The organism is Pseudomonas sp. BF-RE-25, from assembly GCF_019956105.1.
GTDB lineage: Bacteria > Pseudomonadota > Gammaproteobacteria > Pseudomonadales > Pseudomonadaceae > Aquipseudomonas > Aquipseudomonas migulae.
On sequence record NZ_JAHBDB010000030.1, the window covers coordinates 40949 to 64909 of the forward strand.

Here is a 23961-nt window from a genome sequence, read left to right on the forward strand (position 1 = left end):
TGGTCGAGCCCCATGTCCGCAAGTTGCTAAGTTTTGCTAAGGCCACTTTTCCCATCAGGAAACGGGAGGTCAGTGCGTAATTGCATGGCTTTAACCAGCCATTGGCATTGCCACTGAGCAGTAAATTGCATCCGTGCTCACCAACCGTTTGCATTCGACTTGACCAGAACACGCCGTAGTGGCGATCGGCAGAGAACGGCCAAAAGCAGTCGCTCAGGAGAGACCGTTTTCGACCCATAGCGGACTGTGGTGAAAGGCAGCAATCGGCCAAAAGAGGATGCGCCCCCTGTTGTATGCTGGTTCGGCTATCTTTCAGAATTATCCTCTCACCGAACTACGACCCTAGCGCGAAGGATAGTCGGCAATGTAGCAGGTGGTAGCAGAGGTGATACCTTAATGGTGTTTCGCACCCTGCGTTCAACACCTAAGGAAAGCCCGGATGCAAGAGCTGGAAGCACATTACATGGACGGTTCGCTGGCAACGGATACCAGGCTATCGCTTAGCGAAAACGACCTTCCTCCTGGTACCGAACCCATGCTGCAGCAGGTCCGCCAAGGCACCCTGCGTGAAATCGTGCAAGGCGAGCATCGTACGCCCGATGTCGATGAGATCGTCAGTTGGGTGCGTAACTGTTATCGCAAGAATCCCCTAATCGGCGATATAGCCCGTGCAATGTTCGTGATCAACGAAGATTTGGTGGTGGCCGATTCGGAGTTGCCTACCCCCGACGAAGTACTGCGCGATCTTCATCGCCTAGAAAAGTTAAAGCTAGATCGCGAGTTCTTTGTCTCCTCCACCTTCGAGGGCCGGCCCTGTGGTGTCCTATTCAGGCGCTCGGAAATGGTGGATGGCGGAGTTCTGTTCGAAATTACGGTTTTTGGGCGCGAAGGGTTGTCTGGCAAGGTGGGGCAATTGAACCTGCAGCTATCGAGCACTCGACCGGAGCCATTCATTTCCATGTGCACGGAAGAAGGCTGGGTCCGGTTCGAGCGCGAGTACGCCGTGCAGGTGGCGCACATCATGTTCCTTCTGCAATGCCTGTATCAATACAAGAAATACCTTTATCCGGTACTGCCGCTGAATTCGATCGTCGATAACCGCAAGGACCGCCCTCGCGACAACCCGTACCTGGTGCAGCTCATTACCCGTGCTTACCATGGTCAGGTGGCGTGTACGCGGGTCAGGGTAGACCTTGCCATTGTGCAGCCTCGGGACATTGACTATGCACTGCGTATCCCGGATGAGGACATTAGCCGGTTCATCACCCATGCTAGAACCACCGATATCCTTTTGTACGAAGAGAACGGCGCGCTGGTCATGGACGATGACTATATCGTCTATATGGCATGCAGGGCGCTTGGCCTGACGCGGGTGAAAGCAGTGATTGTAGGTGCCTTCGACCAGCCGCTTGCCGAGGTAATGGAGGTAGGGGGGCGCGAGCTGATACCGCCCATAGGCGTCACTCGCCGGGACAATCGCTCGCGCCGGGGCAGCGTCGACAAGCAACATTTGCTGCAACGCAAGGTAACAGCGCTTGGGCCAAAGGTCTCTCAGTCGGCAAGGTTTGAGCGCAACTTCATTGAGTTGTGCCAGCTATTGGGCCGGGTCGGCACGCGTGAAAAAGACCTTCACCGTTTCCTCAAGCAGCACACCCAAGTACTGGATTCCCATGTGGCAGCGGTCTACAGCGAAGTTCGCATCGGCAAATACCGTGCAGACCTGGTGCTGCAATACCGCCAATCGGACAAGCGTGTTGTGCTGGTGGAGCTCGAACCCCACAGCGCGCAGATATTCACCAAGCGCAATAGCCAGCGGCACAAGGTGACCCACGCAGTGCAGCAGGTGCAGGACTGGATCAGGGAGATCCATAACAACGCGAGTAACCTGCCACAGTGGCTGGCGGGCAACTATGCCGCAGAAGGTATGGTGGTGATCGGGCGCTCTAAGGATTTGACGCAGGAGCAGAAAGACACCTTGATGATCCATAACGCAAAGTCAGATATCAAGATTCTCACTTACGATGACCTTCTGGAGCGCTTCCAGCGCTTGATCGAGGTGCTCGACAAGCGATGATCAAAGCCTAGGTGTGGTACAGACTGGTCTTCAAAGCGCCATCCCACCGCTTGAGCGCGAACTTGCGATTTGGGTGGTGTGGCGCTCTGTTAACTTGATGAATTGCGGCAACTTTATGCCAGTTTTTATCTTGAACAGTCGCCCAGTGGTTCGTTGCGTAGTGCAGTTCATCGCGACGGTCTGCTGTCGGCCAGAAGCGTACTGCTACCGGCCAAAAGCAGCCATTTACTCAGGGCTACTTTCTAGCATCGAAGCGGGCGCCATCACCAATCTGGCATTAGAATCTACGCACAGTACTGAGATACTGAATTCATGAAATTTCATCCTGATGGTCCCTCCATACCTGACATCCTGCTGGAACGTTGTGATGCTGGTCGCGTAGTGTTTCTGTGCGGTGCCGGCGTTTCACTTCCATCAGGGATGCCAACGTTTGTTGGCCTTACTCGGTATGTCATAGAGTTCTATGATCCGCCCGGCGATTCAGAAATCATGGCCGCATTTCAACCGTGGCTGGACGATCAATCACCTGCGGCAGCGAACGTCCCACTCGATCAGATCTTTAACCTCCTTCAACTTGAGTACGGCAAGAATGAAGTTAACGCTTTGGTTACAGAGCGGTTGAGTGCTTCCCTGGCAAACACAGGTTTTGGGCATGAGCACGGCTTGATCAAGCGAATATCTTCAAGCCAGGGCGGAGTGCCACAGATTGTCACGACGAATTTCGATCGTTTGTTCGAAGTAGGAGAGAAGGGAGAGAAACTGGCCCTGCATATGCCGCCCGCTTTCCCCGACTTGAACTTCGGATCGAAGATAGAGGGAATCACGTATCTACACGGACGGCTTGCAGAGGCCGCCGCAGAAACCCATCCCTACGTCCTGAGCAGTGCAGACTTTGGGCGTGCCTATCTCTCAGAGGGATGGGCGACCAACTTCATCCGGCACCTGCTCGAACGTTATACCGTCGTATTGGTCGGCTATCAGGCAGAAGACCCACCAATCAAATATCTTCTTCAGGGTCTCAACCATGATGGCCAGTATGATCGTTCTAGGCTCTATGCGTTTGACCGTGGGCTTCCAGAGGAGATCGAAGCCAAATGGCGTGACCGCGGTGTCACAGCCATAGCCTATTCCGAACACTCGGATCTGTGGAAGAGCATGGACGCCTGGGCAAATCGGGCTGACGATCCGCGTAGATGGCGTGAATCCGTCATCGCCAACAGCCAGCAGGATCCAAAGGGTCTAGCCCCGCACGAGCGTGGCCAGGTTGCACATGTCCTTCGCACAGTGCATGGGGCGAAGTTGTTTGCGGAGGCTGAGCCCGCGCCTCATCCGGAGTGGGTTTGCGTAATGGATTCGAATGTTCGATCAGCCAACCAGAGCAGCAGCTATGGTGACGATGAAGTCTTCGACCCTTGGACCGCCTATGCACTCGATGACGATCTGAAGGATCTTTCCGAAGATGATTTTAAGCAGGGTGTCAGCAACGACAATCTTCTAGTCTGGCGAGACGAGGACGATAATCCACACGAGCGCCATCGATTATGTGGGCGTCAGGCTGATGGTTACGAAGCGACGCCGAAACGGCTTAGTCATCTCATTACCTGGATGAGCAAGTGCATTGATAGCCCTGTTCTGGCTTGGTGGGTCATCCGACAGAGTGGACTGCATCCACGACTACTGCAACAGCTTGAGTGGCGAGTGGAGCATTCGGAGGCTCTCCACGAGCATGCGCGTCATATCTGGCAGTTGATCCTCGAATACCATCGAGGTCCCCTTAATCGTCAGTGGAATGGCGACTGGTTCAAATTCAAAAAGCGAATCTCGACGGAGGGCTGGACGGCCAGCGTTCTACGAGAATTCCGGAGGATTTCAACTCCTCGATTGGAGATCGAGCGGCCGTTCGGCTTGGGGAAGGCAAAGCCCCCATTAGCACGGTGGGAGGAAATCCATTTTAGGGACCTTGGTGAGTGGGAGGTTGTGCTCATCGAGCGGCACAACGAAGAGTTGGACGTGCCTGATGATCTATTGCCAGAGGTAGTAGGCATCCTAGAGGAGCAGCTAACTATTGCCTCAGGACTGCTAGGAGATATCGAGACTGTCTACTTCCAGACACCAACCTGCTATCCAGGCCGTGATGTTGAAGGAGAAGAACACATAACAAATTCGGCGGATATCGTGACGTGGTTCGTTCGACTTTTTGACCGAATGGCTGCCAAGTGGCCAGAACTGGCCAAGGCACATGCTACGACCTGGCCTGTTTCAGATTTGTTCTATTTCCGAAAGCTTAAACTGTATGCATTCAGCAAGGTCGACGCGTTCGAGGCTGACTATGTTGCCAATGAACTATTGTCCTTAGATCAGGAGGTATTCTGGGACGCTGATGTAGATCGAGAGCTTCTTTTCTTACTGGTGGATCGATGGGGAGAGTTCTCCCAAGATAGTAGAATCCAGCTCACTGATCGCATCTTTGCCGGTCCCGATCAGCGCGCTCATTGGTCTGACGAAGAGTTTTCTGCAATGCGGGACTTGGGGGCTGCCAAATACGCTCGATATCTTGAACTACAGGGCTGCGATCTGAGCGAAGATCGAAGTGAACGGCTTGCTGAAATGATAAAAGGCATTTCAGGTTGGAACGACGGTTGGGCAGTCTCGACGGTGATCGAACTGGGGGCTCGAGGAGGTTGGATCGGTACGGACGAAAAGCCAGATGTACTTATAAACCTTCCCATAAACGAAGTTGCCTCCAGAGCGAAAGAAGACCTGAAGCTCGACTTCGATAGCTTCACCGAGAGGCGACCCTTCACTGGTTTGGTTAAAATCAGTCCGCAAAAGGCGCTCTCTGCACTCACTATTGCAGGAAAAACTGGGGACTACCCTGAGGCACTCTGGTCTTCCATGATCAATGAGCTTCCTACGGACATATCGCCCAGGCTGAAGCGGGTATTCCTGAATAGGTTAATACGACTCCCACATGCAGTGATCGGTGGGCTGCGTCATACCTTGGGCCGATGGCTCGAAAAGAATTTGGTCGCGGTCCTTGAGATTGATGATGGTCTCGGCTGGGCAGTATACGACCACATTATCGATGGCATCTTTAGCTGCGGGGCGGATGCAGCGAAGAGCGGTTTGGGGGAAGTCCGCCGAGGTGGAAAAACTACTCAACAATCTAGGCGCACTCTCAGCCATGCGATGAATGGCCCTGTTGGCATGTGCACTGAGGCACTTTTCCATGCAGTCCCAGGAGATAAACAGGAAGCTGATTCCTTAATCCCAGATCACATCAAGTCTCGCTTCGATCGCCTCCTCACGGCACCTGGGGAGGGGGGAGATCATGCCGTGTCAGTAGCGAGCCGCAAACTGAATTGGCTCATGTACGTTGATCCCAACTGGACAGAAGAATGCCTAATTCCAATGTTGGCATTTGATCACCCTTCTTCGGAACCTGCGTGGAGCGGTTTTCTTCACTGCGGGCGAGTTCCTGGAACGCCATTGGCAAAGATTATCAAACCGCTCTTGATCAACATATTTCCTTGGATCGGAGGACTCTCATGGGATCGCGACTTCTCAAATGTAGCCGCCCAGTGGCTTGGTTACATGCGGATTTTTCAACCGAATGAGTCGAGCGGCCTTTCAAGAGGCGAAATGCGATCGGTTTTACGAGCGATGCCTGACAATACTCGGAACCGGTTTATTTTCTGGCTGGGCCAGGTTGGAAGGAAAAACGATAACGGCTGGACGGAGCTCGTCATCCCTTTAATCAACGAGGACTGGCCAAGAGAGCGCCGGTACAGAACCTCAGCATCAATGAGGGCATGGATCGGCCTGCTTGATGATACCGGCGATTGTTTTCCGGTCGTTTATGAAGCGGTGAAAAAGTTTTTGGTGCCCGTGGAGGCAAATGATCAACCGTTCTACCGGTTCACTCGAGAACTGAGAGATGAGAGCCCGATTACCTCTCTATTTCCTGAAACGACGCTGGATTTGATATACAGAGCGACACCTCAAGTCCTCACCCGACCGCCTTATCAATTGCCCATGATCCTAGCGCTCATTGCGGAAACTGAACCTAGTCTCGCATCAGATAAACGCTATTTGCGTCTTATCGAACTTGTTGAGCGAAGTTAGATCCCGGTCTTCTTGGCTAGCACTCACCTTTGCATTTCTCGTAGTTTCCTAATCACGTGATGACTGCTTTTGGCCGGTTTTTGCCTGTCGTAATAGGCGGCTCACGGCCATTAACTGCCATTCGTAACGCACATCTTTCGACCAATAGCAGACAGCCATATTCGCCTAGAAATTCAAGGGCGGATCACTTTGATTGCCGCGCCCAGAACGTGCTGTTTGTGCCAGAGCAGTGTTAGAACATCTGCCGTGGAGATCTTGCAGTGTGAGTTATCTGACACGATGATCGTCCTTAGATAATGTCTCAAAAAACCTAGCTCATCCCTCGACTAGTAAAAAAGAAGCTTGGGACCAAAACTAAAGGCCCAAGCTCTAAATTATCACCAAGCTCATGCAAACATAGTCAACACAAAAATTACGAGCACTATAATGTTACAATGCAATTTTTTTGTTTTTGTCTCTACTCTTTACATTTCTGAATCGCGGTTGTTCATGAGTAGCAAATTTAACGTCAGTGATATCTGCGCCCGTGAAAATCGCACCCATTACAGTAGCGTCGTTAAAGGTCGCGTTCGACAGACGCGCTCCGGAAAAGTTCGCTTCTGTGCAAGTGGTGTCGTCGAAGTTAGCCTTTTGTAATCGAGCACCTTCAAAGTTGGCTCGTTCAAAATCTCCGAGACAGAAAAAAGCATCATTAAAATTTACACCCTTAAAATTCGTATCAGTAGCATTTGCTCTTCCCAATGCAATTCTATAGCCTAATACTCCTTCAAAATTGGAGTTGGAAATGTCCGCCGCATACAAGTCTGCCAAGTCCAAACATATACCTGAAAGATTCAACCAGGACATGCAGGATAAGAGCAAGGTGTGTTCAGGGCCAGTCCTCTGTTCTTGGATGCGTTTTAACCATGTTCCAAATGTAACTTTATCAGGGTGAACTATATCGCTTACTCGAGAAGATGCCAATGCACAGGCATTCATCGCTGCTAGCAAAGCTTCTTCGGCATTTCGAGCCTGAAACAAAGCATCAGGAAATGACACCAAACTTGTGATTTTCTCCATTGGCATACCATTTACCAACAGATGGTTAAACAAGGAAACAAAACACTTATGCATTGCCTCAATAACATCAGGAGTCAGCAGTTTTACTTCCGAGCGCAAAAAATCATGAATGTTTTTAGATAAAGCAGCTGGCCCGCACATTTCTGCCCAATACGCCAACGCCTCTGCATCCCCCCAACCTCGCCCTCGCCCCTGCCTTCTATTAGTTTCTTCTACGATTTCTCGCATTGCCCTTACGAGACGGCGCGCGGTCAAATACTCACCAAAACTTTTGTGAGTAAATATGAAAGTTGGATCGCCTTTAGGCCGTGAGCCATGTTGTCTAAAGAAGAAAGCAGCTAGCAAAGAGGTTATTCCTGCTTCCGCGCCCTCTTGAAAAACATTTAGCTGTTGCTCCAACCCACCTAGTTCGCAATAGTGTTCAATTTCACTAATCGTCGTCGTCCTGCCATCCCCGTGCCATGCAGCCAGCCCTATCTCTTCAAGAATCAAGAAAAAATCGGCTTCTTTCAGAAGCTTTATCGGGCCATGCTGCCGCCCATTCTCATACCCACGCTCATAAATTGCCTCAACCAAATCATCATAAATTTGATTAAGATTAACACCCTTCGAAAAATTAAGTTTGCCTCTGCAATAGCTGAGAGCCAAGAGATAGTTCAGCAAAGGCTGCGCTGTAATCTCATCGAGATCTGCACGCTTTAAATCCTCAGGAAGTTCACTGTAGCCCAACCCTGTCAATTCACCGTAATTTTTCCACCAATCGGTTCTAAGATCCTGAGAGAGGATTGACTTCGGATCTTCAAAATTACTATGACTTTGGCTGGATTTGGAATTGTCTGTGTAGTAAGGCAAAACTGTCAAAACCTGCCTTACCTGACGCAACTCACTCTCAGAGCCTTGAATTGTTACTTCACGCCCGCTAAGTAGAACTCGAACGCACAATCCATTCATATTAATTCGATCAACAGTCAACTGTACCGAGCGCACAAAATTTCTCGCAGTCTCAGCCGCCGCTCGGCCCTGACTAGCAAGCTCGTCCAGCCCATCTAATATTATTAAAAGATCTGAAGTAAGCTCCTCCCTTTTTAGGGGGTTCACCTTAATTATCCCCTCGTCACTCAAAAACCTACCAACCTCATCAACAAAGTCACGCGCAGGATCAATATAATGCAGAGGAATAAATAGCACTTTAATGCTACCTTGCTTAGACACATGCGCTGCGTAAATTTTTGAGAAGGAGGACTTTCCACTACCTGGCCCCCCACTTATCGCCCGCACAGCATCCTCTTTCTTAGATGCAAGCAACCACCTATCTAACTCTTCATTAAGTCGTACAACAACTTTACGATTGCTTGCGCGACCATCTGAAATATCCGTAGCTACTGGGCTCTCCTCATAATAAGCATTAAGAGGTATATATATTTGCCGAAGACCAAACGGCTCTCCAAAAACAGAATCTTCCAATCGACGTTGCAATTGAGCATCATAAAGTTTCCAAGCCAGCTCACGCTCAACGGACAAACTAAATGGAGAGTTTAAAGAGGCAATTATATCTTGATATGCAGCAGAATTAGATTGCCACTCTTTATGAAGCTCATGAGGAAAATACCCCGGCAATCGCAAGGAGATTGTTTTTGATTTAGCCTGTGAAACACCTATCTCCATAAGCCAAATTAATATCGCTTCTGCAATAGACTTTATAAGTGGAAATTTCACTGGATTCTTAAAAAAATCGTTATTCACCTTGCAAGAAAGGATCTTCCCCTCAAGCAAAGGTTCAAGTGTCGAAATATCATATTGTTCTGGCAGTTGATCCTTCGAATCGAGTAGGAGACCTGAAAGAGCAGACAACGTAGAGCGCTGCAATAACTGATATAGTAAGTGCTCTGGCGTTTTACTTTCAAAACCGATTGCTGATGCTGCATCAACTCCGTCATCAGCTAAATCGTCAAACTTTCCGAGCAAAGCATGCCCCACCCCTTTTGCCAACGATACAGCCAATGCTTTTGCATCCAGTTTTAGTGGAGTTTTAAGAAGAGACTTTGGCTTTACTACAGACAACGTCGCTTCCACACCCATTCCTTGCATAGTATTTACTCCTATAAACGATAATTCTTACTAAATACCGGATAAATTATGATTTTTTAGAAATCAGGCTTTTGTCAAAAAAACAGTAGAAGACTGTCATGCGCAGAGTCAAAACGCCACCACAGGAAAGCACTTTTTGACTGAAGTTGCAGAGTCCTGAATTCAGCTAATTGCGCAATCCCTACCCGCGCACGCTCAAATGGGCTCTGTGAGTGAATCGCTCCCACCTTCGTCGGGTCTTCAAATGACTGCTTTTGGCCGATTGCCGCCTTCCGTAAATGGCAGCAATCGCCTGAGATCCGCTAGCGAGTCTTCAACCAAACAACCCCCCGCCGACATCCATCAAGCGGACTCACCGCCGCACTTCAGCCACCAACAACAACGACTGCGGCACAGGGCTTTGCGGGTGCTGTGGCTCCTGCAGGCCGGTCAGTTGAAAGCCGGCCATGTCCAGCGCATTGAGCCAGCTGGACAAGGTGCGCAAGTACCACGGCATGGGTTGCCACTGCCCCTTGAACCCGGTGAAAGTCTCTTGCCGCCAGCCATCCTGATAGTCGCCCGCCGCTGCGTTCCACGGATGCAGCGTCTGGATCACCAGCGCGCCGCCGGGGGCGAGCAGGGCGTTCATGGCGGCGAGCAGGGGGATGATGTCCTGGTGCAGCAGGGCGAAGTTGGCGCAGATCAGGTCGTAGTCATTGCCGATGTCCACTTTCGCTTCCACCAGCTCTTCATAAGTCGCCAGATGCACCGGCGAAGAGCCCGCTGCCCGCGCCGCCTCGACCAGCGTCGCATCGCCATCCACACCGACCCCATCGATCGCCCGTTCAGCCAGCGCCCGCAACAACCAGCCCTCGCCGCAGCCCAGGTCGAGCACACGTTCGGGCTGACGGCTTGCCACTGCCAGCAGGATCGCCTGATCGGTGACCTTGAGGCGGCTTTCGATGGCGCCGCTGCGGATCGCGTCGATCCAGGATCGGGCGTTGTGGTGCCAGCTATCGAGAAGGGTCGATTCGGGGGCGGGCATGTCGATGTCCGGAGTTGTGGGTTGGAGAGAAGGATAGGGCAAGTGCGCGCGGAGCGAACCCTGTCAGTGACGCTGTTCGGTCCCGTATCGAGAGGCGGCAGGCGTATTTGTATCCTGCAGTTTAGACGGAGTTGCGTCTGCCCTTTGCCTGTTTTGGCGCTGGCCGGGATGGCTCTTATGCGCGGTGGCGATGGTGACTTGCGCGCTTTGCACAATGAACTCGAAGTCGCTGAACACCTGCGCAAGAGCAGCGGGTACCGCATGCTCGATCCTTTGAAAACCGAAGTCCCGACCATCATGGCGACCTGTTCCCGTCATGACGGCCTGAAGGAACCCCGGCAAAAGACTTTCCGAACGGGTTTACGCCTGATCCCCAAACACCGGCCGGAAAAAACTCCGCTCATAGCTGAGGATGAATTTTTTATCCTCGGCATACTTGAACGCCGCAATGCAGTCCGCGTCGTTCATGGAGTCCTGCCGATAGCGCTCGTACTCGGCAAGGCTCGCAAAAGTGAACATCGCCAACGCAATGTTGTTGGCACCCTCGGACGGCAGGAAATAGCCGTGGTGCTGGCCACCGAATTTTTCCACCAGTGGAATCCACAACTTTGCGTAGTGTTCGAATGCGCCGATCTGGTACGGGTCCAGCACGTACTTCAGGTAACAAGTGACCATGTGTTCGCTCTCTTCTACGGGAGGGTTAAATCATTCAAAGGCTGTTCAGCCATTCGGCAGTTTCGCAGATCACCTGGCTGCATGGGAGTCTTCACTGAACCCTGTATCCCGTAAATGCGGGCCATCTGTGTCTATCGGCCACATCGCGAGGTTGTTACGTTTGCGCCTCTACCGTATTCGATGAGGTAAAAATGGATCTCACCGCCATCCCGTTCGGGACGACCGACTGGTCGACGATCGAACCTGTCACCCATGCCGGCCAGACAGGAAACGCCTATTGGCGAACCTGTCAGTTTGGTTCGACGCGTGTGCGAATGGTTGAATACAGCCCCGGATACCTCGCCGATCATTGGTGCTGGAGAGGTCATATCCTGTTGTGCCTTGAGGGTGAGTTGCACACGGAACTGGAGGACGGTCGACAATTCACGCTGACTGCCGGCATGAGTTATCAGGTGGGCAACAATGCTGAAGGGCATCGGTCGTTCACCACCAGCGGCGCGAAATTGTTCATTGTGGATTAAGCGCTGGATTGAATTTCGCCACTGGCCGTCGTTTTGCAGAAATGAACGATTGAGCCAAACCTTTAGTGCAGTGCAACCTCACTGAACTTGAGCATCAGCGGGTCATTGTTCCCGTCACGAAACGCGAGCTTGATCGCTGGCGTTTTACTCAACTTGCTGTTGCTCTGCTGGAAAGTCAGCGTGACCCGGGTCGGTACGTTGCGGATCAGCTGAAACTTCAACCAGATATTGTCCTCGACCTGGCCCACCCGGACCGATTGGCCTTTGAGCGGACCGCCAGATTCGTCGAACAGCACCGTGTCATCGTTGAAGCGGAAACTGCGGTCGACGTTCAGGTTGGTCAGTTCAAAGGTGCAGGTCGGCAAGCGACCGATGTTTTCGCAACCTTCCAATTCAATGCGCACGTTATCCAGCACTTCCATGCGTTTGCCGAGCAGGTTACTGCCTTCGTTTTCGACGACCTTGGATTGCAGTTTGGCGAATTCGAACGAGGGCTTGGCGTATTCGGTGCCCAAAATGAAAAAGCCGAAAGACAGGCCCGCGACCATGAAGAACTGCAGCGCACCCCTGAGCATCGGCGTGAGGTTACGGATCTGCCAACCGATGGAAACCACGCCCAGGAAAAGGAAGGTGCTGACCAGCAACACCACATTTTTCCAACTGATGAAACTGAAGCCGAACACACTGGGATCCGGCACGGCATAAGTGATCAACGCCCACATGGCACCCAGCAAGACACCGAGGCCTGCCATGCCACGGGTGATCATTGAGGCGATTTTCTGGGTGCGGGTAGGTGCTGTAAGGGAATCTTGTTGTGGCATCAATGTTGCCCACTCCTTGTCGTGTAGCCGTCCGTGCTTGAAGGCAAATGTCGGGCTGTTGCAAAAGAAAACCGCGGGAGGCCGAGGGAAGGTCGCCAGTTATGGCAGGTTGCCATTATCCAGTAACGGTGTGGCAGGTAAAGCGTGGTATTGCCTGATGTGACAAAACCTACCGCGCACTATCCTCAGAAACTAATCACGAAATGTAACCCTTGGTTGCCAGGAGGGGGGCGGAAAATCAGGGCCCGCCCAATGAAAATCCGCCTGGCCCAGTTTCAAAAAACACGACCCCCCATACCTCTGCACGACAACCCTTATCCCTCTACGAAAATTACTTTCGCCTCGTTTGAAAATCACCTCTCGAAATGTTTTATGAGTTTCACAACCCATTCGACGTGACCCTTTCGAGGAGTACCGCATGACCCTGTCCTTCGGCTATTGGCTGCTGGTGTATGCCGCCATCGCCATCATCGCGCTGATCGTTCTGATCGCCCGTTACCGGCTTAATCCCTTCATCGTCATCACCCTGGTGTCCATCGGCCTGGCGCTGCTGGCCGGCATGCCGCCGTCCGGGGTGGTCGGCGCCTACGAGGCCGGTGTTGGCAAGACCCTGGGGCACATTGCGCTGGTGGTGGCGCTGGGCACGATGCTCGGCAAGATGATGGCCGAGTCCGGCGGCGCCGAGCAGGTGGCGCGCACCTTGATCGACCGTTTCGGCGAGAAGAACGCGCATTGGGCGATGGTGTGCATCGCGTTTCTGGTCGGGCTGCCGCTGTTCTTCGAAGTCGGTTTTGTGTTGCTGGTGCCGATTGCGTTTACCGTGGCGCGCCGCGTGGGTGTGTCGATCCTGATGGTCGGTTTGCCGATGGTCGCCGGGCTGTCGGTGGTGCATGCCCTGGTGCCGCCGCACCCGGCGGCGATGCTGGCGGTGCAGGTGTATCAGGCGTCGGTGGGGCAGACGTTGATGTATGCGATTTTGATCGGCATTCCGACGGCGATCATTGCCGGTCCGCTGTACGCCAAATTCATCGTGCCGCGCATTCAACTGCCGGCGGAGAACCCGCTGGAACGCCAGTTCCTCGAGCGCGAACCGCGCGACAGCCTGCCGGGTTTCGGCATCACCATGGCGACCATCCTGTTGCCGGTGCTGTTGATGCTGATCGGCGGTTGGGCCAACCTGATTTCCACACCGGGCAGCGGCTTCAACCAGTTCCTGTTGTTCATCGGCAACTCAGTGATCGCGCTGTTGCTGGCGACCTTGCTGAGCTTCTGGACCCTCGGCCTCGCCCAGGGCTTCAACCGTGAATCGATCCTCAAGTTCACCAACGAATGCCTGGCACCGACCGCCAGCATCACCTTGCTGGTCGGCGCTGGCGGTGGCTTGAACCGGATCCTGGTGGACGCCGGGGTCACCGACCAGATCGTCAGCCTGGCCCACGAATTTCACCTGTCGCCGCTGCTGATGGGCTGGCTGTTCGCCGCGTTGATGCGCATCGCCACCGGCTCCGCCACCGTGGCCATGACCACCGCCTCTGGCATTGTCGCGCCGGTGGCCATCGGTCTGGGTTATCCGCACCCGGAGTTGCTGGTGCTGGCGACCGGCGCCGGGTCGGTGATCTTTTCCCACGTCAACGACGGCGGCTTCTGGTTGATCAAGGAATACTTCAACATGAGCGTTACCCAGACGTTCAAGACCTGGACCGTGCTGGAGACCATTATTTCGCTGGTCGCCTTTGCGTTGACCGTGGGTCTTTCTTACCTGATCTAGCTCGAACACTCCGATCGCTTTCCTCAAGGCTCATGGTCACTCATCGAGCGCGGCATTGTGCGCGCCGTGGTTGAGTGCCCGTGGTGGACAGCGGTCGGCAGAAACTAAAAAAAACATAAAAAAATGACCCAGGAGCACCGTATGTTCAAGCGAGCAATCCCCACCGCACTTTTGCTGGCCACCGGTTCGATGTGCGCACAGGCAGCCGACACTGCCGCGCACGGTTTTCTGGAGGACAGCAAAGCCACGCTGTCGATGCGCACCTTGTATTTCAACAGCGACAACCGTGATGGCACGGCGGACCCGTCGAAAACCGAGGAGGCTGCGCAGGGTTTTGTGCTGCGCTACGAGTCCGGCTTTACCCAGGGCGCGGTCGGGTTCGGGCTGGATGCGCAAGCGTTGCTCGGTGTGACGCTGGACAGCGGCGCAGGTCGCCACGTGGGCAGCGGCATGATCCCGAGTGACGGCGACGGTGCTGCCGACTCCTGGAGCAGCTTTGGCCCCACGGCGAAGATGCGCATCTCAAAAACTGAGTTCCGCTACGGCACCTTGCTGCCGAAATTGCCGATCCTGTTGTCGAACGATGCCCGCGTATTGCCGCAGTCGTTCACCGGCGCGCAGGTCACCTCGAATGACATCGATGGGTTGATGCTGACCAGTGGTGTGCTCGAACACGCGGTCGGCCGCGCCTCGACGGACCGGACCGGTTTGTCGGTGCCGGGCGCCACCCAGGACAGCAACAAGTTCTACTTCGCCGGCGGCGACTACTTCATCACCAAGGAACTGAAGGCGCAGTATTACTTCGCGCAGATGGAAGACTTCTACAACCAGAACTTCTTCGGTCTAACCCATGTGCTGCCGATCGACAGCAAAAGCTCTTTCACCACCGATCTGCGTTACTTCAATACCACATCGACGGGCGCCAACAGTTCTGCCGCCGGCCGCGCGCAAGGTTATCGCACCTCGGGTTATACCGAGGACAACAACGGTGAAATCGACAACAACACCTGGGTGGCGATGATCACCTATGTGAACGGTGGCCACTCGGTGTCGCTTGGGCATCAACAGGTGGGTGACGGCAGCAACTTCGTTCAGCCCAACCAAGGTAGCCTGGTTGATAAAGGGGCGGGTGGTGGCAGTGTTTACCTGCCGACGGACCGCATGATCCAGAGTTTTACCCGCGCGGGCGAGCAGACGAACTTCGGTCAATATTCCTATGACTTCGCGCCTTTGGGCGTGCCGGGCCTGAAAGCGTCGATCGCGTATCTGAAAGGGACTGACATCAAGGTTCGCAACGCGGGCGATCAGTCCGAGTGGGAGCGCGATATGACCCTGGACTACGTGCTGCAATCGGGGTCGCTCAAGGGGCTTGGTTTCAGCGTGCGCAACGGCAAGTCGAACACCGATGCGGGCCGCAACGTTGATCAGAATCGCTTTATCATCAACTACACCTTGTCGCTGCTGTAATCGCCCACGGGTTTCAGGCGATCGCGGTCTTTGTAGGAGCCGGCTTGCCGGCGATTGGGCTTTGAGGTTTGTGGTGTTTGTGCGGACGTCATCGCCAGCAAGCCAGCTCCTACAGGGTATGCGTTTTGTCAGTTGCTAAGGTGCCAGGCGAGCACGGTCTTTGTAGGAGCCGGCTTGCCGGCGATTGGGCCTTGAGGTTTGCGGTGTTTTTGCGGACGTCATCGCCGGCAAGCCGGCTCCTACAGTGGATGCGTTGTTGCTAAGGTGCCAGGCGGGCACGGTCTTTGTAGGAGCCGGCTTGCCGGCGATTGGGCCATGAGGTTTGTGGTGTTTTTGCGGACGCCATCGCCGGCAAGCCGGCTCCTACAGGTTTGGTGGTGTGTCAGGTGAATACAGACCCTTGTAGGAGCCGGCAAGGTATGCGTTGTTGCTAAGGTGTCAGGCGCTGGGTCAGCAACGGTAATAGTTGTTCGCAGGATGCCTCGATTTTCAGATCGAGGATGTCATCCGCCCGCGTCTTGCCCAGGTTAATCGCTATCAGCGGCTTGCCCTGATCCGCCACCGCCCGGCACAACCGAAACGCCGAATACGCCATCAACGAAGACCCCACCACCAGCAATCCCGCCGCTTTTTCCACCGCAGCCATTGCCTTGGCTGCCGTCACCTGCGCCACGTTCTCGCCAAAAAACACCACGTCCGGTTTCATTCGCTCACCCGCGCAATGCGGGCAATGCGGTACCTGAAACCGCGCTTCGAACGCCGCGTCGAGCAGCGTGTCGCCGTCCGGCGCCTGCACCGCATCCACGCCGGCAAGATACGGGTTCTGCGTTTCCATCAATTGCTGGATCGAATCCCGCTCACTGCGCTGCCCGCAATCCAGGCACAGCACCCGATGCAGGCTGCCATGCAGTTCGATCACGTCGTGGCTGCCGGCCTGGTCGTGCAAGGTGTCGACGTTCTGGGTGATCAGCCCGCTGATCTGCTGCGTACTTTGCAGACTGGCCAGCGCCTCGTGCGCCACATTCGGTTGAGCCTGGCGCACCCGCGGCCAGCCGAGCATCGCTCGCGCCCAGTAGCGGCGCCGGGATTCGGGGGCGCTGAGGAATTCCTGATACATCATCGGTTGCCGGCCACGGCGCACGCCTTGGTGGTCGCGGTAGTCCGGAATGCCCGACGGGGTGCTGATGCCGGCACCGGTCAGGACCACGAACGGCTGGTCGGCCATGAACTGCTGGAGCCGGTCGAGTTGTTCGCGGGTGCGGCTGTCGAGCATGTTCAACACTCCGATGGGCCTGGGGTGTTTGCAGGGTAGCATTTAACCTGTAGGAGCCGGCTTGCTGCGGGCGGCGTTCCGACGATGGCGATCTTTCGGGCGCCATCGCCGGCAAGCCGGCTCCTACAAGGGCAACGTTTACTTGCGAGCTTCGAGTATCAGGTTGAACGGCGTTTCGGTAGCCCGACGGAATGTGCTGAATCCCGCTTCCGTAAACACCTTGCGCAACCGCGCCTCACCGGCCTGGGCGCCGAGCCCGAGGCCGACTTCCTGAGACAGCGAGTTCGGGGTGCAAATGAACGTCGAGGCGGCATAGAACAACCGGCCAACCGGGGTAACGTTGTCGTCGAGCTTGTCGTTGGCGAACGGTTCCACCAGCAGCACCGTGCCGTCCGGCTTCAGCGACTCATAGGCGTGCCGCGCCGCGCCCACCGGGTCGCCCATGTCATGCAGGCAGTCGAAATAGCAGATCAGGTCGTAGTCGTCGCCGGGATAGCTTTTTGCCGTGCCCTGGAAGAACCGCGCCCGCCCGGACACACCGCCTTCCTCGGCGCGCTGGGTGGCGACGGTGACGGACGGTGCGTGGTAGTCGAAACCGACGAAGCGCGAGTCGGGGAACGCCTGGGCCATGATCACCGTCGATGCGCCATGCCCGCAGCCGATGTCCGCGACCTTGGCGCCAGCCTCCAGTTTGGCGACGACACCTTCAAGGGACGGTAGCCATTCGGCGACCAGGTGCGCCTTGTAGCCGGGCCGGAAGAACCGTTCCGTGCCGCTGAACATGCACGGATGGTGTTCACCCCAAGGCAGGGCGCCGTTGCCGCGCATGGCTTTGACCAGTTTGTCCTTGTCATGGAAAAACGACGCGACCACCCCGATACCGCCCGCCACGTAGACCGGTGAGTCTTCGATCGCCAGCGCCAGGGCTTGTTCTTCGGGCAGACGGAACTGGCCGTCGCGGTGTTCCATGTAACCGGACGCGGCGTGAGCGCTGAGCCATTCGCGCAGCAGGCGGGGGTTGCAGCCGGTTTTCTCGGCGAGTGTTTCGGGGCTGATCAACTGACTGTCGGCCATCGCCCGGTACAGCCCGAGCTCTTCGCCGAGGATGACGTTGGCGAGCATCGCCGCGCCGCCCATGTCGTTCACCAGTTTGCCCATGAAATCGTTGAGTCTGGCCTCGTCCATCACGTGTGCTCCTTCAGCTGGATCACGGTCCAGGGGCATTCTTTGTCGAGGCATTCGCCTCTGGGCAGTGGTCGTGGAAATGATCAGGACGGTGAGTACGTCCTGCGTGCAGTAAGTTTAGTCCGCAGGCCGTGGGCTGCCGGGCGGAGCGACGAAAGCCCGCATTTGCCTGATTCACACACGTACCCCTGTAGGAGCGAGGCTTGCCCGCGAAGGCGGAGTGTCAGGCAACGAGGATGTGTCTGAAATATCGCCTTCGCGGGCAAGCCTCGCTCCTACAGGGGGAGGTGTGTATCGGAGTGTATCTAACGTCCTGCTCGATACATTTCCCGCAATACCGGTGCGTTGCCGAACACAGTCCAGATACAAACCTGCGATGAACTGCACAGGCCGCTTGGCACCCTATACACCGTGAAGGGGACAACAATGACCACGCTCCTGCCTGAAACCGACCTGACATCCACCCCCGTCGATCGCCTGCGCGTCGACCAGTACACCAGCGGCCTCATCGGCCCGAGCCAACCGATGCTCGGCCCGCTGGCCGACGGCGGCACCCTGATCACCGGCACGCCGCCGGGCTGCTGGGGGCCGATGATTACGCCGGCCTTCGAGGGCGGCCATGAAGTGACCCAACCGGTGGCCATTGCCGGTGCCGAAATCGGCGACGCCGTGGCGATCAAGATCAAAAGCATGCGCGTCACCTCGCTGGCCACCTCGTCCGGCGTGATGAGCTTCGTTGAAGGTCGCTACAACGGCGATCCGTTCGTCGCGAAATTCTGTAGCAAATGCGGCACCGAGCATCCGGCCAGCTACGTCGAAGGCATTGGCGAAGATTCGATTCGTTGCAGCCATTGCGGCGCCGAAGTCAGCGCTTTCCGCTTCAGCCACGGGTACGTGATCGTGTTCGATGCGCAGAATCAGGTCAGCCTGACCGTCAATCAGGACATCGCCAACCAACTGGCGGGCAACGCCTCCGAGATGTCGGCGCTGCCGGAGTTCGCCGCCCAGCATTCGATCCTGTCCCTGGCCCGCGCCGACATCCCTGGCGTTGCCGCGCATATGCGGCCGTTCCTCGGCAACATCGGCACCACGCCGTCGCGGGACTTGCCGGACTCGCACAACTGCGCCGATTTCGGCCAATACCTGATCGGCGCACCGCACCGTTTCGGCATGACGCGTGAGGAACTGCACGCGGCCAAGACTGACGGTCACATGGACACCAACTCGATCCGCGAAGGCTGCGTATTGATCTGCCCGGTGAAAGTCCCGGGCGCCGGTGTGTACATGGGCGACATGCACGCCCAGCAGGGCAACGGCGAGATCGCCGGGCATGCCACCGACTGCTCCGGGGAAACCGAAGTGCAGGTCGAAGTGATCAAGCACCTGACACTGGAAGGGCCGATCCTCCTGCAAAACCTCGACGATCTGCCGCCGATGGCGCGGCCGATGAATGCCCTGCAACGGCAGAAAGTCCGCGAACTGGGCGAGCGTTGGGGCCAGACCGAGATCGAGCAGAGCGGCCCGATCACCTTCATCGGCAGCGGCGAGAACCTTAACGTGGCGGTGGAAAACGGCCTGAAACGTGCCGCTTCGGTCACGGGCCTGCCGTATGACGAAGTGCTCAACCGCGCGACCATCACCGGTTCCATCGACATCAGCCGCTTGCCCGGCACCGTGCGCGTGACCTTCCTGTGCCCGATGAACGTGCTCGATCGCATCGGCATCGGCCATCTGGTGCGCGAGAAATACGACCTGGCGTAGCGCCCACTGGCGGCTCTGTACCGAAGTGTGTACAGACCCGCCGGCGATACAACCGCCGCGATTTTCTGCCGGAACGCAACACAGGCCCGATACACCGTTTCGGTTAACTGTGATTACGTTCTGACAACCTTTGAGATCGACATCATGCAGACTTCCAACACATCAACGAAGGCCGCCGTCGGACTTGGCCTGCGTCGCGGTTTGATGAAAGACCTTCAAGCCGCCCGCGTGGGCGATTTCGACTTTCTGGAAGTCGCGCCGGAGAACTGGATCGGCATCGGCGGCGCCCATGGCGCGGCACTGCGGGGCCTGGCCGAGCGCTATCCGTTGTCCTGCCATGGTTTGTCCCTGTCATTGGGCGGGCCGGCGCCGCTGGACGTCGGGTTTCTGCAAGAAGTGCGGGTTTTTCTTGATCAGTACAACGTGCCGCTGTACAGCGAACACCTGAGCTACTGCAGCGATGACGGTCACCTGTACGACCTGTTGCCGCTGCCCTTTACCGAAGAAGCGGTGCACCACGTCGCCGCGCGCATTCGTCAGTCCCAGGACATTCTCGGTCGGCGCCTGGCGGTGGAAAACGTCTCGTATTACGCCGCGCCGCAGCAGGACATGGACGAGCTGACGTTCACCAACGCGGTGCTGCGCGAAGCCGATTGCGACCTGTTGCTGGACGTCAACAATGTGTACGTCAACTCGATCAACCACGATTTTGATCCGCAGGTTTTTCTGGCCGGCATCGATTCGGACCGGGTGGTGGCGATGCACGTGGCCGGGCATTTCGATGAGTCCGACACGTTGAAAATCGACACCCACGGCGCCTCGGTGAAACCGGTGGTGTGGTCGTTGCTGGCCCAGGCTTATGCGCGGTTCGGCGCGCAACCGACGTTGCTTGAGCGGGATTTCAATTTCCCTGCATTCGCGGAACTGGTCGCCGAATTGCAGACCATCCGCCGCTTGCAGGCCAAGGAGGTGAACCGTGGATAACGCAAGCCTGTTTCAGCAGCAAAACACCTTGGGGCTTTACTTGCGTGACCCCGATCACTGCGCGCCACCGGCCGGAATGGATGTGGCGCGGGCACAGGTTTATCGCGACCTTGTTTTCAACAACCTCTCGATCTTGCTCAGCGGTACTTTTCCAGTGCTGATCAAGATTCTTGGCGATGAGCGCTGGGGTTCGCTGGTGCGCATCTTCTTGCGGGACCACCGTGCGCAAACGCCGAAATTCGGTGAGATCGCCAGGGAGTTTGTCGACTTTCTCGCGTCAGAACCGCCTGCGTTGCACGAGGGGGCGTGGCCGCCGTTCCTGGTGGAACTGGCGCATTACGAGTGGATCGAGATGGTGTTGCAACAGTCCGACGCCGAGCCATTGCCGGCGAGTGATGTCGGGCAATTGCTGGATCGACCGTTGCAGATTTCACCGCTGGCCTGGCCGTTGGCGTATGCCTGGCCGGTGCAGTTGGTGGGGCCGGACTATCAGCCTGAAACACCTCCGGCTCAGCCGACGTTGCTGTTGGTTCGCCGGGCGGAGGACTGGAGTGTGAAGTTTTCCGAACTGAGCCCGCTGGCCTGGCGCTTGTTGCAGCGGATCGGCGAGTTTCCCCAACTGAACGGGCGTGAGCAGCTGGAAGGATTGGCCGTCGAAGCGGGGGCGGCGGGATCGCAGGATTTCATCGACAGTGGAGCGGCGCTGTTGCGGCAGATGCACGGGGAAGGGGTGGTGAGCCCGACATAACCCCCTGTAGGAGCCGGCTTGCCGGCGATGGCGTCCGTTCAGGCGATAAATGTGTCGACTGACCTACCGCCATCGCCGGCAAGCCGGCTCCTACAAGGGGATGCGTTTTTATTGGGCGGAGAAGAAGTACCGCGTCAGGTGAAAGAAGATCGGCGCCGCGAAGCAGATCGAGTCCATCCGGTCGAGCATGCCGCCGTGGCCCTTGATCATGGTGCCCCAGTCCTTGGCGCTGAGGCTGCGCTTGATCGCCGACATCACCAGGCCGCCCAGGAAACCCATCACCACAATCACGAACGACATCATCAGCGACTGCCAGAAACTGAACGGTGTCATCCAGAACATGCAGCCGCCAATCAGCGTGGCCGACAAACCGCCGCCGACCAGGCCTTCCACGGTTTTCGACGGGCTCACCAGCGGCGCAACCTTGTGCTTGCCGAAGAGCTTGCCGAACACGTACTGCAACACGTCACTCAACTGCACGACGAACACCAGGTAGAACAGCAGCAGCGCGTTCTGGCCCTGGAAGCCTTCCAGGTCCAGCAGCAACAACGCTGGCGCGTGGCTGATGCAGTAGACGCAAATCATCACGCCCCACTGAATTTTGGCCGCCCGTTCCAGGAAGGCGTCGGTGTCCTGGCTCAGCACCGCAATCGCCGGCAGCAGCAGGAAGGCGTACACCGGAATCAACAGCGTGAACAGCGAATACCAGTGGGTGCCGATCAATACGTATTGCAAGGGGATCAGAATGAAAAACGCCGAAAACAGCGCGTTATGGTCGCCAGGCCGGGTCGGTGTCAGGGTGATGAATTCCCGGAGCGCGAACAGGGAAATGAAGCCGAACAGAATGACCGTCGCGTTCCCGCCCAGCAGGTAGGACACGAAGAAAATGATCACCATCCCCCACCAGGCATTTACGCGCTGGTTGAGGTTTTCGATGGTCGAGACCGAGCCCTCTGTCGTAGCCCGCTTGGCCAGTATCCGGCCGATGATCGAAGCGATCGCCAACAGGGCGGCAATGGCGCCGAAGAACCACAAAAACTTTTCATCAAGATTCATTCCGACAACCTCACAATCGCGTCACGCGCCCGATCCAGAAACACCTGTTTTTCCTCGCCACTGATCCGTTGTAGCGGATCGCCGATACGGATCGTGCAGATGATGGGCAGGGGGACGTGTTTGCCTTTTGGCATGGAGCGATGCAGGTTTTCCAGGTAGATAGGCACCAGGTCCACCTCAGGGAATGTCTCGGCCAGGCGGAACAGACCCGATTTGAAAGGACCGGGCAACGCCTCGCTGCCGCGCGTGCCTTCCGGAAAGATGATGATCGAATGGCCGGCGCGCACCACGTCGAAAATCGGCTCCAGTACGTTGACGCCGGGCGCGGGGTTGCGATCGATCAGCACCGCATTCAGGCCTTTCTGCGAGATGTATGACAGGAATTTGTTCTTTCCCCAGTAGTCGGCGGCCGCAACCGGTTTCACGTTCACTCGGGCTTCCGGTGGCAGGGCCGCGATGATTGCCAGGGTGTCCATATGGCTGGAGTGATTGGCGAAGTAGATACGCTGGCGTGTCAGGTCCGGCGGGCTTTCCCATCGGGCCGTGACGCCGATCACGAATCGAAGAACAGAAATCAGCGCGTTACTGATCCACATGAGGATTCCCCTTCAGTTCGCGCGAGATGGCCAGGGTGCGCGTGACGCAGGTCGCGGCGGAGCCGATGGCGATGATGACCAGCGCAATCAACAGCACGTAGTGAGTGGCATAAACGCTCGCTTCGACGGCATTCAGCAGCAGCCCGACCGTCATGACCGCCATTCGGTGTTGCTTGGCCATCGGGCCGATGAAGCTCTGCTTGAGACCGATCGAGCCGCCAAACACCCTGACGTAAGCCGTCAATGCCGCAGCCAGCGCGGCAAACCAGCCAAGGTCAGCGTAGCCGATGGCATAGCCCAGGCCGACGATCAGCAGGCTGTCGGCAATCCGGTCGGGGAATTCGTTGTAGAGGCTGCCGATGTCGGATTTCTTGCCGCCTTCAATCGCGACCATTCCGTCGAAGAGGTTGCACAACAGGCGCAACTGAATGCCGAGGGCGCAGAGGATCGAGCCGATGACGCCGGTGTTGATATTGAGCGCGACGATGCCAGCGAGTGCGAAGGCGATGCTGGCCACGGAGATCTGATTGGGGGAGAGGTCCCTTTTCACCAACTGGTCGGTGACGTATTTGGCCCATCCCGCAGAACGCGTTTTGATGGGTCTTCTGTTTTCATCCATTTGTAATGTCCATATCAAAGATGAGGTGCAGAGCTGTGTACCTAGATTTTGCAAACGACGCAACCTTGTAGGAGCCGGCTTGCTGGCGATGGCATCACCGCGGTGAATCTGACAGAC

At 56.2% G+C, this 23961-nt stretch carries 17 protein-coding genes; 8 read left to right on the top strand and 9 right to left on the bottom strand.

From position 1 onward, the window contains the following. The first annotated feature begins 439 nt into the window (after positions 1 to 439). Together KGB24_RS15100 and KGB24_RS15105 are read left to right on the top strand one after the other, a co-directional pair. Entirely contained in the window at positions 440 to 2074 is a 1635-nt protein-coding gene (locus KGB24_RS15100; protein WP_223415934.1) for a Shedu anti-phage system protein SduA domain-containing protein, read from the top strand. 312 nt (positions 2075 to 2386) lie between these two features. Further along, positions 2387 to 6199: an SIR2 family protein gene (locus KGB24_RS15105; RefSeq protein ID WP_223415935.1), complete on the top strand. Its 3813-nt coding sequence runs from the start codon at positions 2387 to 2389 to the stop codon at positions 6197 to 6199. A 429-nt stretch (positions 6200 to 6628) separates the two neighbouring features. Here the strand turns inward: KGB24_RS15105 and KGB24_RS15110 are convergent, their stop codons facing one another. From KGB24_RS15110 to KGB24_RS15120, 3 genes are all read right to left on the bottom strand, one after another. After that, complete coding sequence (locus tag KGB24_RS15110) at positions 6629 to 9346, bottom strand: pentapeptide repeat-containing protein (protein WP_223415936.1); 2718 nt, start codon at positions 9344 to 9346, stop codon at positions 6629 to 6631. Positions 9347 to 9698: 352 nt separating this feature from the next. Then, the gene (locus tag KGB24_RS15115; protein ID WP_223415937.1) at positions 9699 to 10370 is read right to left on the bottom strand and encodes a class I SAM-dependent methyltransferase; all 672 of its coding nucleotides are present in this window, start codon (positions 10368 to 10370) and stop codon (positions 9699 to 9701) included. Between the two features lie 360 nt (positions 10371 to 10730). Continuing rightward, positions 10731 to 11045, bottom strand: coding sequence for an NIPSNAP family protein (locus tag KGB24_RS15120; protein WP_207285894.1), 315 nt, complete (start codon positions 11043 to 11045; stop codon positions 10731 to 10733). A gap of 191 nt (positions 11046 to 11236) precedes the next feature. Between KGB24_RS15120 and KGB24_RS15125 the strand changes: the two genes are divergently transcribed. Further along, positions 11237 to 11566: a DHCW motif cupin fold protein gene (locus KGB24_RS15125; RefSeq protein WP_008029418.1), complete on the top strand. Its 330-nt coding sequence runs from the start codon at positions 11237 to 11239 to the stop codon at positions 11564 to 11566. A 62-nt stretch (positions 11567 to 11628) separates the two neighbouring features. Here the strand turns inward: KGB24_RS15125 and KGB24_RS15130 are convergent, their stop codons facing one another. Next, entirely contained in the window at positions 11629 to 12387 is a 759-nt protein-coding gene (locus KGB24_RS15130) for a hypothetical protein (protein ID WP_223415938.1), read from the bottom strand. A 418-nt stretch (positions 12388 to 12805) separates the two neighbouring features. Here KGB24_RS15130 and KGB24_RS15135 point away from each other — a divergent pair, with 418 nt between their 5' ends. Then, positions 12806 to 14155 carry a gluconate:H+ symporter gene (locus KGB24_RS15135; protein WP_192227665.1) on the top strand — a complete coding sequence of 450 codons (1350 nt, stop codon included), beginning with the start codon at positions 12806 to 12808 and terminating at the stop codon, positions 14153 to 14155. Between the two features lie 141 nt (positions 14156 to 14296). Beyond that, entirely contained in the window at positions 14297 to 15622 is a 1326-nt protein-coding gene (locus tag KGB24_RS15140; protein ID WP_223415939.1) for an OprD family porin, read from the top strand. 430 nt (positions 15623 to 16052) lie between these two features. On the opposite strand, the gene KGB24_RS15145 is transcribed toward KGB24_RS15140, so the two are convergent. After that, a complete protein-coding gene (locus KGB24_RS15145) occupies positions 16053 to 16895 on the bottom strand; it encodes an NAD-dependent protein deacetylase (RefSeq protein WP_223415940.1) in 843 nt (280 codons plus the stop codon). A gap of 138 nt (positions 16896 to 17033) precedes the next feature. Further along, positions 17034 to 18080, bottom strand: a complete 1047-nt coding sequence (locus KGB24_RS15150) for a class I SAM-dependent methyltransferase (RefSeq protein ID WP_192229025.1) — start codon at positions 18078 to 18080, stop codon at positions 17034 to 17036. A gap of 426 nt (positions 18081 to 18506) precedes the next feature. On the opposite strand from KGB24_RS15150, the gene KGB24_RS15155 reads away from it, so the two are divergent. The 3 genes from KGB24_RS15155 (at position 18507) to KGB24_RS15165 (ending at position 21573) form a co-directional block, all read left to right on the top strand. Next, entirely contained in the window at positions 18507 to 19841 is a 1335-nt protein-coding gene (locus KGB24_RS15155; protein ID WP_223414002.1) for an acetamidase/formamidase family protein, read from the top strand. Between the two features lie 144 nt (positions 19842 to 19985). Beyond that, positions 19986 to 20825, top strand: a complete 840-nt coding sequence (locus KGB24_RS15160; protein WP_223414003.1) for a DUF692 domain-containing protein — start codon at positions 19986 to 19988, stop codon at positions 20823 to 20825. Continuing rightward, positions 20818 to 21573: a DUF2063 domain-containing protein gene (locus KGB24_RS15165; protein WP_223414005.1), complete on the top strand. Its 756-nt coding sequence runs from the start codon at positions 20818 to 20820 to the stop codon at positions 21571 to 21573. The genes KGB24_RS15160 and KGB24_RS15165 overlap by 8 nt, the downstream gene beginning before the upstream one ends. A 108-nt stretch (positions 21574 to 21681) precedes the next feature. Here KGB24_RS15165 and KGB24_RS15170 read toward each other — a convergent pair whose 3' ends face one another. Genes KGB24_RS15170 through KGB24_RS15180 form a run of 3 tightly spaced genes read right to left on the bottom strand, consistent with a single transcriptional unit; the run spans position 21682 to position 23844 of the window. Continuing rightward, positions 21682 to 22629, bottom strand: a complete 948-nt coding sequence (locus tag KGB24_RS15170) for a phosphatidate cytidylyltransferase (RefSeq protein WP_008043299.1) — start codon at positions 22627 to 22629, stop codon at positions 21682 to 21684. Continuing rightward, positions 22626 to 23225 (bottom strand): lysophospholipid acyltransferase family protein, encoded by a 600-nt coding sequence (locus KGB24_RS15175; RefSeq protein WP_008028204.1) that lies wholly within the window; start codon positions 23223 to 23225, stop codon positions 22626 to 22628. The genes KGB24_RS15170 and KGB24_RS15175 overlap by 4 nt, the downstream gene beginning before the upstream one ends. Next, a complete protein-coding gene (locus KGB24_RS15180) occupies positions 23212 to 23844 on the bottom strand; it encodes a CDP-alcohol phosphatidyltransferase family protein (RefSeq protein ID WP_223414054.1) in 633 nt (210 codons plus the stop codon). Before KGB24_RS15180 ends, KGB24_RS15175 begins: the two co-directional genes overlap by 14 nt. Positions 23845 to 23961 lie beyond the last annotated feature (117 nt).